Below are 12,826 nucleotides of genomic sequence, written 5' to 3' on the forward strand. Positions count from 1 at the left end.
CATGACTCCCTTGCTGAAGACCCTCGCGCTGGCGGCCCTCGCCGGCTGCGCGCTGCAGGCGCAGGCCGCGCTGAACGTCGTCGCCTGCGAACCCGAATGGGCCGCGCTCGCGAAAGAGCTCGGCGGCGACAAGCTCAACGTGTCGTCGGCCACCACCGCGCTGCAGGACCCGCACCACATCGAGGCCCGCCCCAGCCTGATCGCCCGCGTGCGCGGCACCGACCTGCTGGTGTGCACCGGCATGGAGCTGGAGATCGGCTGGCTGCCGGTGCTCATCCAGCAGTCCGGCAATGCGAAGCTGTCGCCCGGTGCGCCGGCGATGTTCGAGGCCGGCCGCTTCGTCGCGCCGCTGGAGGTGCCCACGCGCCTGGACCGCGGCGACGGCGACGTGCATGCGCAGGGCAATCCGCACATCCAGCAGGACCCGCGCAACATCGCGAAGGTGGCGGCCGCGCTCGGCGCGCGGCTCGCGCAGCTCGATGCCGCCAATGCGGCCACCTACCAGCAGCGGCTGCAGGACTTCAACACCCGCTGGGCCGCGGCGCAGCAGCGCTGGGAGGCGCAAGCCAGGCCGCTGAAGGGCGTGGTGGTCGTCGCGCACCACAAGAACATGGGCTACCTGTGGAACTGGCTCGGCGTGCGCGAGATCGCGACGCTGGAGCCGAAGCCCGGCGTCGAGCCGAGCGCCGGCCACCTGACCGAGCTGAGCGCGCTGCTCGCGCAGCAGCCGGCGAAGATGGTGGTGCGGGCCGCCTACGAAGACCCGCGCGCGTCGAAGTGGCTGTCCGAGCACGCGAAGATCCCGGCCGTCGCGCTGCCGTTCACCGTCGGCGGCAACGACAAGGCGAGTGACCTGTTCGGGTTGTTCGACAGCAGCATCGCGCTGCTGCTGGAGGCGGCCAAATGACGGTGGCGCCGATCGATTTCGCGATCCTCGCGCCGGCCTTCGCCGCCGGGCTGCTGGTCGTCGCGACGCATGTGCCGCTGGGTGCGCAGGTGCTGCGCAAGGGCATCGTCTTCATCGACCTGGCGATCGCGCAGATCGCCGCGCTGGGGGTGATCGTCGCCGGGCTGCTCGACATCGACCCGAACGGCTGGCAGGTGCAGGTGGCGGCGGCACTCGCGGCGCTGGCCGGCGCACTGCTGCTGACCTGGACCGAGAAGAAGTGGCCCGACGTGCAGGAGGCGCAGATCGGCGTGCTGTTCGTGCTGGCCGCCACCGCAGGGATCCTGCTGCTGGCGAAGAACCCGCACGGCGGCGAGCACCTGCGCGACCTGCTGGCCGGGCAGATCCTGTGGGTCGGCTATGCGCAACTGGCGATCCCGGCGGTGGTGACGCTCGCGATCCTCGGGCTGTGGTTCGGCGCGCGCGCACTGGTCGAGCGGGCCGGCTTCTACCTGCTGTTCGCGCTGGCGGTCACGGTGTCGGTGCAGCTGGTGGGCGTCTACCTGGTTTTCGCGACGCTGATCGTTCCGAGCCTGGGCACGCGCAGGCACCGCGAGTCGCGGCGACTGGCGCTGGCGTATGGCATCGGCATTGCAGGCTATGCGATCGGGCTCGTGCTGTCGTCTGCATTCGACCTGCCGGCCGGGGCATTGATCGTGTGGTGCCTGGCGCTGCTCGCGATGGCAGTGCATGCCGTGTCGTAGCCGGGATGCGCATCCCGGCTACTGAAGAAGCGCCCGCAGCGCCGCCTCGTCGATGACCTCGACGCCCAGCTCGCGCGCCTTCTCCAGCTTGCTGCCGGCCTCTTCACCCGCGACGACGTAGTGCGTCTTCTTCGAGACCGAGCCGGACACCTTGCCGCCGGCCGCCTCGATCGCATCCTTGGCCTCGTCGCGCGACCACACCGGCAGCGTGCCGGTCAGCACCACCGTCTTGCCGAGCAGCGGGCGCGGGCGGTCGTCGCCCTCGCCCACGCTCTCCCTGGGTTGCACGCCGGCCGCCAGCAGCTGCTCGATGACCTCGCGGTTGTGCGGCTGGGCAAAGAAGGTCCGCACGCTGGCCGCGACGATGGGACCCACGTCGGGCACCTCCAGCAGTTGCTCGACGCTGGCCGCCATCAGCTTGTCCAGCGTGCCGAAATGGCGCGCCAGGTCCTTGGCCGTCGTCTCGCCGACCTGGCGGATGCCCAGCGAGAACAGGAAGCGCGCAAGCGTCGGCGCCTTGCTCTTCTCCAGCGCGTCGACGATGTTCTGCGCGCTCTTGTCGGCCATGCGGTCCAGCGCCGCCAGCTTCGCGACGCCGAGCTTGTACAGCCCGGGCAGGCTCGACACGATGCCGGCATCGACGAGCTGTTCGACCAGCTTGTCGCCCAGTCCCTCGATGTCCATCGCGCGGCGGCCGGCGAAGTGCAGCAGGGCCTGTTTGCGCTGGGCCGGGCAGAAGACGCCGCCGGTGCAGCGGTACTCGATGCCGCCCTTCTCGCGGGTCGCCTCGCTCTTGCAGATCGGGCAGGCCCTCGGCATGTGGAAGTTGGGGACATAGCCCGCGCGCGCGCCCGGCACGCGCCCGACGACCTCGGGAATCACGTCGCCGGCACGGCGGATGATCACCTTGTCGCCCACCCGCACGCCCTTGCGGCGCATCTCGAACACGTTGTGCAGCGTCGCGTTGCTGACCGTCGTGCCGCCGACGAAGACCGGGTCCAGCCGCGCCACCGGCGTCAGCTTGCCGGTGCGGCCCACCTGCACGTCGATGGCCAGCAGCGTCGTCACCTGCTCCTGGGCCGGGTACTTGTGGGCCACCGCCCAGCGCGGCTCGCGGGTCTTGAAGCCGAGCTTCTGCTGCAGCTCGCGCGAATCGACCTTGTAGACCACGCCGTCGATGTCGAAGGGCAGGCCGTCGCGCGCCTCGGCCACGCGCTGGTGGAAGGCGACCAGGCCGGCCGTGCCGGTGGCCACCGTGCGCAACTCGTTGACCGGAAGGCCGAGGCCCGCCAGCGCATCCAGCAGGCCCGACTGCGTCGCCGGCAGCGCCCAGCCCTGCACCTCGCCCAGCCCGTAGGCGTAGAAGCTCAGCGGCTTGTCGCGCGCCTGGCGCGAATCGAGCTGGCGGATGGCACCGGCCGCGGTGTTGCGCGGGTTCACGAAGGTCTTGTCGCCCTTGCTGCGCTGGCGCTCGTTCAGCGCCTCGAAGGCGTCGCGGCGCATGTAGACCTCGCCGCGCACCTCGAGCACCGGCGGCGGGGCATCCCCGTGCAGACGCAACGGAATCTGGCCGATCGTGCGCACGTTGTGCGTGACGTCCTCGCCGGTCTCGCCGTCGCCGCGCGTGGCCGCCTGGACCAGCACGCCGTCTTCGTAGCGCAGGTTGATCGCCAGGCCGTCGAACTTCAGCTCGGCGTTGTAGTCGACGGGCGCGTCGCCCTCCTTCAGCCCCAGCTCGCGGCGCACGCGGGCGTCGAACGCGATCGCGCCTCCCTCGGTCGTGTCGGTTTCCGTCGTGATGGACAGCATCGGCACGACGTGCTGCACCGGCGTCAGCCAGGGCAGCACGGCACCGATGACACGCTGCGTCGGCGAGTCCGGGGTCAGCAGTTCAGGGTGCGCGGCTTCGAGGGCCTGCAGCTCCTGGAAGAGCTTGTCGTACTCGGCGTCCGGCAGGGCCGGTGCGTCGAGCACGTAGTAGAGGTGCGCGTGGTGGTTCAGCTGGGCGCGCAGCTCGGCGGCGCGCTGGGAAGAGGTCGGTGCCATGCCGCCAGTTTAGAGGCCGGCCAGCCCGCTCCCCGCGGCAGCCTCCCCCCAACTTCAGGCCGGACCGAAGCTCGCGGTGACGTTGTGCAGCATGTAGTTGCGGATCTCGCAGGTGTCGCGCTTGCCGGAGCCGATGCAGGCACCGCCCCAGCCGCGGAACACCTGGCCGGCCTTCGGCACCGCGCTCAGCAGCACCGTCTTGTACTTCGTGTAGATCGCGTTGCAGTTGGTGCCGCCCTGCACGCAGCTCATCGTGCCGGCGTTGCCGCGCACCGAGTTGCCCACCGTGCCCTGGCCGGTCACCAGCACCCGGATCGGGCGCAGCGGATAGTAGGCATCCAGCTCCGCGTCGTTCCAGGTCTGCACCCACGCGTCGGTCGCCACGCTGGCGACGAACTCGGAGGCCACCCCGGAGACCGGTTCGGCGCCGGCCGCCACGTCTTGCGTCGGTGCCGCGTCCTGCCCGGCCACCGGTGGCGTTGCCGCGTCGTCCGGGGTCTGTGGCGCCGAAGGATCCGTCGCCGGCTGCGTCGTCGGCGGAGTCGCCTGACCGACCGTCACGGCGTCATCGGCCGCGCGAGCTGCATCGGCCGCATCGCTGCCACCACCCCCACCACCGCATGCAGCCAGCAGTGCCATCAGCAGGCATGCGCCGGCCGTCTTGCTCAAACTCTTCATTCCCTGCTCCAACCACGCCCGGCCTTGCACCCATCGCAAGGTCCGTGTGACCTGACTTGTTTCGGCGCCGCTGCCACTTCATTGAGTGGTCTGTCGGGCCGAATCGTTACCAATGCGCGTCTTCGAGAATTGCTGCCCAGACTGCGCCGTTGACGAAAAAGCCCGGCCGTGCATCGCACGCCGGGCCTCGTCGGATGGACCTGCTCAGCGCGTCGTGAAGGTGTCGAGCACCGCGCCGTCCTGGCCGATCGTCTTCACGCTGACCTTGCCGCCGTCGACGTCGATGCGCATGTAGTGGTAGGCCGCGGTGGCCTTCGCGTTCAACGCGCCGACCTTGTTGAAGCCCGCGAGGGCCGAGCCGCCGCCGCCGGTCACCGTGTAGACGGTGCCCTTGGCATCGTCACGCACGCCGTTCGGGTTCGCGTCGTCGGCATACACCGGCACCGAGCGCTCGTACACGTGGCTGTGGCCCGAGATCACCATCTTCACCTTCGGGTACTTGCTGAAGTCCTTGATCAGCGTCGGCCACGAGGCGTTCGGCGCATGGCCGTCGGAGTACGAGATCAGCGGCGCATGCATCAGCACGATGGTGTTCTGGATGCCGGTGTTCGCGGCAGCCTGCGCCAGGTCGTAGCGCAGCCAGTCGAGCTGGTGCTTGTAGTAGTAGGCGTCGTAGTTGCCTTCGTTGGCGGCCGTGCAGTTGCTCGAGCACTCGTTCAGGTCGTAATAGTCCGAGTTCAGGCGCAGCACCACGAAGTGCGTGCCCTTGTAGTCGAACGAGTAGTACATGTAGTCCGGATAGACGCCACTGCGGGTCTTCGCGCAGGCCAGCTGGTAGAACTGGTCGTCGGTGTAGTGCGTGACGCCCGAGGTGGTCCAGTCCTTGAAGTAGGCCTTGTTCTGCGTGTGGTTCGGGATGCCGATCTTCTTCGGGTCGAACACGTCGCAGAAGCCGTTGCCGAACTTGTCCGGATACCAGCCGTCGCCGAAGTTGTCGTCGTGGTTGCCGACCACCGGGAAGTAGTACGTCGGCACGCCGGCGGCCGGCGTCTTGTTCTGCAGCGGCGCGATGATTTCCTTGAAGCTGCCCTTCGAGGCGTCGCTCGGGCAATCGCCGCGCTGCACCCAGTTGGTCGACTTGTCGTAGCCGGTGACCATGTCGCCGAGGTTGAACACGAAGGCGGCCGATTCGTTGACCATCCGGTTCACCAGCCCGATGTGCACGGTGTTGCCGCCGCAGCCGTTGCCCGAGCGGCTGTCGCCGTAGGCCAGGAAGCTGAAGGCACCGCCGCTCGCCGGGGGCGTGGTGGGCGGCGTGGTCGGCGGCGTGGTGGTCGCCGAAGCGGTCGTGAAATTCCAGCTGGTGGTGCCGGCGAGCGCGTTGCCGGCGGTGTCCTTGATGCCGCTCGTGCCGGCGGTCAGCGCCACCGGGTACTGCGCCGCCGTCGCGAGGGCCGCGGTCGGCGTGAAGGTCGCGGTGTTGCCGGTGCACGCGATCGTGCCCGACACCGAACCGACCTTGAAGGTCTGGCCCGAGACCGTCGAGCAGTCCAGCGTCTTGCTGAAGGTCACCTTGACCGGCGCGGTCACTGCAACGCCGGTGGCACCGGCGCCGGGCGTGGCGCTCGCCACCGTCGGCGCGGTCGTGTCGGCGACGACGAAGCTCGCGCTGACGTCGCGCGCCTGGCTCATCGTGATGCTGCAGGTGCTGGCGCTGCCGGCGCAGTCGCCGCCCCAGGCGCTCAGCTTGAAGCCGGCCGCCGGCGCCGCGGTCAGCGTGACCGCCGCGTTCGGCGTCACGTCTTCGCTGCAGTCGGCGCCGCAGTTGATGCCGCCGGCACCCGAGGTCACCGTGCCCGAGCCGCTGGTGCTGACATTCAGGCGGTACTTGGTGGGGCTGGTCGGCGGGGTCGTGGTACCGGCCGGGCCGAACTTGGCCGTGACCACGCGGGACTGGCTGTTGGTCAGCGTGCAGGTGTTGGCCGTGCCGGAGCAGGCGCCGCCCCAGCCGAGGAACACCATGCCGCTGTTGGGCAGCGCGCCCAGCAGCACCGAGGTGTAGGCCGAGTACTTCACCGAGCAGGCCGTGCCGCCGTTGCCGCAGTTCATCGGCCCGAGCACGCCGCCCACCATGTTGCCCACCATGCCGGGGCCGGTCACCGTGACGGTGATCGGACGCGCGGTGTAGTAGCTGCTGTCGACGGCCTGCGCACCCTCGGTCGCGCCGGTGGCCGCCAGTTCGGGATCGACTTCGGACGCAGCCACCGTCGTGGTGCTGCCGTTGCTTCCGCCGCCGCAAGCCGCCAGCATCATCGCCAGCGACATCGCACCGAACACCTTGTTCACCCTGTTCATTGACTAGCTCCAGACAAGCCCGGTCCAGGCCCGATCGCGTGGATCGCCGGGCTGGGCTTCAGCGGCCGCATCGGCCGCATGTGTTGATCGAGGAAGGCGCCGGCAGGATCGCCGGCGCCTGGTTGACATCAGTACTCGTAGGCGCCGATGTCCGTGGTTGCCCCCTGAGCGCGCTGCACGCCGCGGGAGTCGGTCGGGACCAGCGACTGGTTCGCGCCGGCATCGACCGCCGGGCTGCCGCTGGACAGCGTCAGCGGGGTGCTGCCGGTGGTGGTCGAGAACTTCGGATCGGCCACCTTGCTGCCGCTGTCGTCGCGGCCGCTCAGCGCCTTGTACTTGGTGAGCCAGGTCGCGAAGTTGACGCCGGAGAAGTCGTCGCTCGAGAAGGTCGGGTTGCCCGTGCTGGTGTAGTAGACGTTGTGGTCGAAGACCAGCGTCTTGTAGTCGGTCATCGCGTTGGAGCCGATCTTCACCACCGGCTTGGCCGACGAGCCGTAGACGATGTTGTTGCCGAAGTAGACGTTGGTGCCGGCCTGGCCGACTTCCGACTCGTTGGAGAGGAAGATCGAACCGTGCATCAGCTTGCCGGTGTCGTAGCAGCTGTTGTTGTAGAAGCGGGCGTTGCTCGACGACGAGGTCGCGAGGCAGGCCCAGGTGGACCCGACCACGACGTTGTTGCGGACGATGCCGTCATAGGTCTCGTACTTGCCGTCGACCAGGCGGTAGTCGTCGGTCTCCTGGCCCAGCATCAGCGCATGGCCGTTGTTGGCGTTGCCGATGTTGACGAGGCGGTTGTTCTCGAAGATCGGGTTGCGGGCATTGCCCTTGGCGTAGACGCCGATGTCCGGCACGTCGTGGATGTAGTTGCCGGCGACGCGGACGCGGTCCGCACCGACGATGTCGACACCCTGGGCGTTGCTGCCCGGCTTGACCTTCGACGCGTCTTGCCAGATCTCGTTGTCGAGCACTTCGACGTCGTTGGACGTGCGCACCAGCTTGACGATGTCGGCGACGCTGCAGCACAGGCGGTTGCCCACCAGCTTGACCTTCGGCGTGTCGATCTTGATCGCGTTGCCGTCGCTGCCGCCGGCGGCGCTGCCCTGGATCTCCAGGCCTTGCACCACCCAGTACATCGGGTAGCAGTCGGTGTTGCCGCTGCCGTCGCCGACCGCGTCTTCATCGCAGGCCGAGTTGTAGAAGTACACGGTCGGGCCCGAGCTCGTGCTCTTGATCACCGGACGCTCGCCGTTGTAGCCGCGCAGCGAGATCCACTTCGTGGCGCTGCCCTGGCGGCGGATCACGACGCTCTCGGTGTAGGTGCCGGCACGCACGTCGATGGTGTCGCCGGCGCTGGCCAGGCCGACGGCCTTGTTGATGGTCTTGAACGGTGCCGCGAGCGTGCCGGCGTTGCTGTCGCTGCCGGTGGTTGCCACGAAGTAGGCCTTGCCGGTGCCGGTGCCCGGCGCGGTGCCGGAACCGCCGCTGCCGCCCGAACCGCCGCCGGTGGAGGTGGCGGTGAACGATGCGCCGACCGCGGCCGCCGCATTCATCTGCACCGTGCAGGTGCCGGTGCCCGAGCAGGCGCCGCTCCAGCCGCTGAAGCTGTAGCCGGCAGCCGGTGCCGGGTTCAGCGTGACCGGCGTGCCGGAGTAGAAGACGCTGGTGCACGACGCGCTGCACGACACGCCGGCCGGGCTCGACGTCAGCGAGCCGCTGCCGGTGACGGTGATCGCCAACGGGTAGGTGACCGTGGGAGTCGGCGTGGGGGTCGGGGTCGGGGTCGGGGTCGGGGTCGGCGTCGGCGTGGGGGTCGGCGTCGGGGTCGGGGTGCTGTTCGAGACGAAGCTGCCGGCGACCGAGCGGTTCTGGCTCATCGTCACGTAGCAGAACTCGGTGCCCGAGCACGAACCGCCGCTCCAGCCCTTGAAGGTGTAGCCGCTGCTGGCGCGGTGGCCGATCATCACCTGCGTGCCGGCGGCAAAGCTGGCCGTGCAGGTGGTGTTGCCTTCGCCGCAGACGATGCCTGCCGGCTGCGAGCCGATCAGGCCGCCGGCCTGGCCGGACACCGTCAGCGTGTAGCGCGTGCCGGCTGCCGCGGCAACGCGCAGGGCTTCGGCCGATTCGGTGGCACCCGCAGCATCCGCTGCATCCGTGCCTTGATCCGTCGAGGACCCGCCGCATCCGGCCAGCACGGCCGTCACGCAGAACGCGCCCAACACCTTGTGAAACCAACTCATTCGATAGCTCCTCTAGCCAATCCAAACGCCGGGCCAATCCCTGCGCCCGTCGATGCGGCATCCCTGTTTCGACGGCTGGGACGAATCTTTGAACGACCAGAGGTGAGCCCTGTTACGGGAAGTCAGATCAGGGGCTTTTGTTTTTGCAAGCGCTCGAATGCAGGCGGCACCCCCTTGTTCACGGGGGTGGCAGAGGGGGATCGCCCCATCCATCGGAAATCACGATGGAGCGATGTAGGGTTTATCCGACGTCCGACTTGTTTCAGATTCAGTTACAGACTCGTAGGCTTTCGCTACAAAACCGCCCCTGGCTGACGATAAGTCCTTGATTGCGCTCGGAAAATAGCAAGGCGAAAGCCTGCCAATCCTGGCGATCCGAACCTGCGTGTTTTCGAAGAAGGGGCCCGTTCGGGCGCCTATTACGGCGACTGCTTCGCGGCCGGGGTATCGGCTTTTGGTTTGTCGCCGCGTTGCGCCGAATCCACATCGGCGGCGGGCGCCGTCGATTCCTGTTCCGCCAGGCGGCTCAGGCGGCGCCCGGCCTCGCTGTCGGGCGCCAATCGCAGGCCCAGGTGCACCTTGTGCTGCACCCGCGATGCATCGGGCGGGTAGTACGACACCGACAGCTCCAGCCCGCCCGGGCACAGCAGCTTCACCAGGTCGTTCATGAAGGACGGGCTCTTCGGGCACTTGTCGCCGTAGGCGCTGGCGATCTGTGCGGACTGGCGGGCCGCGAACGCGCGCGCCTGGGTTTCATCGGCGAAATCGGCAACGCCGTGCACGCTGAGCAGCGTCAGGCTCTTCGGTGTCGCGAGCAGCTCGACCGCCTTGAACTCGGGCGCCTTGTCGGGCCGGTCGATCACCATCTCGACCATCGGCGAGACGCGCGTGCGCTGCTGCGTCAGCTCGCCGACGGCGTACGGTGCGCCGAGCTTGTAGCCGAACAGGTCGCCATCCGGCGGGCCGGCGTGCGCCGCGGCGCAGGCGGCAACGGCGCACAGCACGGCCAGCGCGCGGGTCGAGAAGCGTTGAATGCTGGGCATGCCGATCAACTATATCTGCGGCGAATGATGACTCCGGTCACGGCCGAACCGGCGGGCAGAAAGACGCGGGCAAAAAAAAGCAGCACGTCGTGCTGCTTGTTTCGTGGTGATCGAGCTGGTGGGCGGTGCAGGGTTCGAACCTGCGACTTCCACCGTGTGAAGGTGGCACTCTACCGCTGAGTTAACCGCCCGAGTGTCTTTCGATCACCGGCTTCGCGCTGCTTGTGGACATTGCTGTCTCGTCATCCGCGAAGCCACGGATTATGCCACAAGCTGGCGCCACCCCGTCTTGCCGCCGGAAGCCTTGTCGAGATCGGCGAGCTGTTTCTCGTGGGCCGCCAGCTCCTCGTCGTTCGCGACGATGACCGGCAGGTCGAAGCTGCTGAAGTCGATCGCCGCGATGACGATGTCCTGCGACGAGCTGCCGCCCGCATCGATGACCAGCGAGTTCTGCCCGCGCGTCATGTTGATGTAGACCTCGGCCAGCAACCCGGCGTCGAGCAGCGCGCCGTGCAGCGAGCGGTTCGAGTTGTCGACCTCCAGGCGCTTGCACAGCGCATCGAGCGAATTCGACTTGCCGGGGAACATCTCGCGCGCCATCAGCAGGCTGTCGCTGACGCCCGCCACGCACTCCGCGAACGGCCGGCGGCCGAGCCGGCGCAGCTCGGCATTCATGAAGCCGACGTCGAAGCCGGCGTTGTGGATGATGACCTCGGCGCCCGCCAGGAAGTCCATCAGCTCGTCGGCGATCGCGGCGAACAGCGGCTTGTCGGCCAGGAATTCGTCGGTCAGCCCGTGGATCTTCACCGCGTCTTCATGGCTCGAGCGCTGCGGGTTGACGTAGAAGTGCTTGGTGTTGCCGGTGAGCCGCCGGTTGACCATCTCGACGCAGCCGATCTCGATGATGCGGTCGCCCGATTCGGGGCTCAGGCCGGTGGTTTCGGTGTCGAAGAAGACCTGCCTCATGCGGCCACCTTCTCGCCCGCCGGCACGCCGCGCCGCGCCGACCAGACGCACAGCACGACGCCGGCGAGGATCATCGGCACGCACAGCCACTGGCCCATGCTCATGCCGAGCGCGAGGATGCCGAGGAAGGCATCCGGCTCGCGGAAGAACTCCGCGGCGAAGCGGCACAGCCCGTAGCCGATCAGGAACACGCCCGACACCTGGCCCATCGGCCGCGGCTTGCGCGAGAACCACCAGAGGAACGCGAACAGCAGCAGGCCTTCCATGCCGAACTGGTAGAGCTGCGACGGATGGCGCGGCTGCGTGCTGCCCGATTCCGGAAACACCATGCCCCACGGCAGGTCCGGCGACGCGAAGCGGCCCCACAGCTCGCCGTTGATGAAGTTGCCGATGCGCCCGGACGCGAGGCCGGTCGGCACGCACGGTGCGATCAGGTCGGTGACCTGCCAGAACGGCCGCTTGCGCATCCAGGCGAACACGCCCATCGCGGCGATCACGCCGAGCAGCCCGCCGTGGAAGGCCATGCCGCCCTTCCAGACCGAGAAGATCTCGAGCGGATGGCTGGCGTAGTAGCCCGGCTTGTAGAACAGCACGTAGCCGAGCCGGCCGCCGATCACGACGCCCAGCACGCCGTAGAACAGCAGGTCCTCGACGTCGCGGCGGGTCCAGCCGGCCTGCGCGAACTGCGTCTGCCGCACGCGGATCGACGCGAGCCACAGGAAGAGCCCGAAGGCGACCAGGTAGGTGATGCCGTACCAGTGGATGGCCAGCGGGCCGACCTGCAGCGCGACGGGATCGAATTTCGGGTGAACGAGCATGGGTGTGGGGAGCCGGGCAATGCTGAAGCAGGCGAACGATACCGCAGCTCGGGCCGCCCGCTCAGCCGGTCAACGATGCGCGCACGAATCGCACGAAGCGCTCGACCACCGGCCCCGCATCGCCCGGCCACACCAGGCTGGTTTCGGACTGCGGCGCCGCGCCCGCCAGCGACGGCGGCAGCCGCCGGTACAGCACGCCGTCGCGCCGCAGCTGGGTCACCGATTCGGGCACCCACGCGAGGCCCAGCCCGGCCGACACCAGGTTGACGATGGTCTGCATCTGGATCGCCTCCTGGCCGATCACCGGCGTCGCGCCGTGACGGTGGTAGAACGCGACCACCGCATCGTGGATCGACGGCGCGATCGCCCGCGGGAAGATGATCAGCGGCTGCGCCAGCAGGGCCGGCAGCGCCAGCCGGCGCGCGCCGGCCAGCGGGGATGCGGCCGGCAGCGCCAGCACCAGCGGCTCGGTGCCGAGCGACAGGTGCTCGAGCGCCGGCGCCGGCAGCATGCCCGGGGCGTGCAGCACGAAGCCGGCATCGGCCTCGCGCTGCGACAGCGCGGCGAGCTGCACGTCGGTGGTGGCTTCGCGCAGCTCGACATGGATGCCGGGCTCGGCGAGCCGGAAGTCGCGCAGCCAGCCCGGCAGCGGCCCGAAGCCGACCGTCGACACGAAGCCGAGCCGCAGCCGCCCGACCGCGCCGCTGCCGGCCGCACCGGCCACCGCCACCAGCGCCGCGGCCTGCTGCAGCAGCTGGCGCACCGGCGACACCAGCGCCTCGCCGGCCGGCGTCAGCGCGACGCGCCGGCGCGTGCGGTCGAACAGTGCCGTGCCCAGCCGGGCCTCGATCTGGCGGATCGCGAGCGTCAGCGGCGGCTGCGTCATGTTCAGCTGCTGCGCCGCACGGCCGAAATGCAGCGTCTCGGCCAGCACCAGGAACTGCCGCCATGCGCGCAGCTCGATCGCCGGCACGCGGAACTCTTCACTCATACACAGGACATATCAATCCACCACGCTGGATATATTGGACGA

10 protein-coding genes and 1 tRNA gene are annotated in these 12,826 nt (G+C 68.8%); 2 read left to right on the forward strand and 9 right to left on the reverse strand.

What is annotated here, in order from left to right; genetic code table 11:
* Position 1 precedes the first annotated feature (1 nt).
* The gene (locus ASC98_RS08975; RefSeq protein WP_056816260.1) at positions 2–907 is read left to right on the forward strand and encodes a metal ABC transporter solute-binding protein, Zn/Mn family; all 906 of its coding nucleotides are present in this window, start codon (positions 2–4) and stop codon (positions 905–907) included.
* Positions 904–1,650, forward strand: coding sequence for a metal ABC transporter permease (locus ASC98_RS08980; RefSeq protein WP_056816262.1), 747 nt, complete (start codon positions 904–906; stop codon positions 1,648–1,650). The genes ASC98_RS08975 and ASC98_RS08980 overlap by 4 nt, the downstream gene beginning before the upstream one ends.
* 18 nt (positions 1,651–1,668) lie before the next feature.
* On the opposite strand, the gene ligA is transcribed toward ASC98_RS08980, so the two are convergent.
* From ligA to ASC98_RS09025, 9 genes are all read right to left on the reverse strand, one after another.
* Complete coding sequence (ligA, locus tag ASC98_RS08985) at positions 1,669–3,696, reverse strand: NAD-dependent DNA ligase LigA (RefSeq protein WP_056816265.1); 2,028 nt, start codon at positions 3,694–3,696, stop codon at positions 1,669–1,671.
* A 54-nt stretch (positions 3,697–3,750) separates the two neighbouring features.
* Positions 3,751–4,374, reverse strand: a complete 624-nt coding sequence (locus tag ASC98_RS08990; protein WP_057479993.1) for a hypothetical protein — start codon at positions 4,372–4,374, stop codon at positions 3,751–3,753.
* A gap of 204 nt (positions 4,375–4,578) precedes the next feature.
* Positions 4,579–6,729 carry an Ig-like domain-containing protein gene (locus tag ASC98_RS08995; protein ID WP_056816271.1) on the reverse strand — a complete coding sequence of 717 codons (2,151 nt, stop codon included), beginning with the start codon at positions 6,727–6,729 and terminating at the stop codon, positions 4,579–4,581.
* Positions 6,730–6,857: 128 nt separating this feature from the next.
* On the reverse strand, positions 6,858–8,966 hold the full coding sequence (locus ASC98_RS09000; RefSeq protein ID WP_157597650.1) for a choice-of-anchor Q domain-containing protein: 2,109 nt from the start codon (positions 8,964–8,966) through the stop codon (positions 6,858–6,860).
* 419 nt (positions 8,967–9,385) lie between these two features.
* Entirely contained in the window at positions 9,386–10,009 is a 624-nt protein-coding gene (locus ASC98_RS09005) for a hypothetical protein (RefSeq protein WP_157597649.1), read from the reverse strand.
* 116 nt (positions 10,010–10,125) lie between these two features.
* Positions 10,126–10,200: transfer RNA gene (locus ASC98_RS09010), tRNA-Val, on the reverse strand.
* A 70-nt stretch (positions 10,201–10,270) separates the two neighbouring features.
* On the reverse strand, positions 10,271–10,975 hold the full coding sequence (gene dnaQ, locus ASC98_RS09015) for a DNA polymerase III subunit epsilon (protein WP_056816750.1): 705 nt from the start codon (positions 10,973–10,975) through the stop codon (positions 10,271–10,273).
* Positions 10,972–11,793 carry a prolipoprotein diacylglyceryl transferase gene (gene lgt, locus ASC98_RS09020; RefSeq protein WP_056816279.1) on the reverse strand — a complete coding sequence of 274 codons (822 nt, stop codon included), beginning with the start codon at positions 11,791–11,793 and terminating at the stop codon, positions 10,972–10,974. Before lgt ends, dnaQ begins: the two co-directional genes overlap by 4 nt.
* 61 nt (positions 11,794–11,854) lie before the next feature.
* Positions 11,855–12,784 carry a LysR family transcriptional regulator gene (locus tag ASC98_RS09025; protein ID WP_056816282.1) on the reverse strand — a complete coding sequence of 310 codons (930 nt, stop codon included), beginning with the start codon at positions 12,782–12,784 and terminating at the stop codon, positions 11,855–11,857.
* Positions 12,785–12,826 lie beyond the last annotated feature (42 nt).

The sequence above is a fragment of the Rhizobacter sp. Root1238 genome (genome assembly GCF_001425825.1).
GTDB lineage: Bacteria > Pseudomonadota > Gammaproteobacteria > Burkholderiales > Burkholderiaceae_C > Rhizobacter.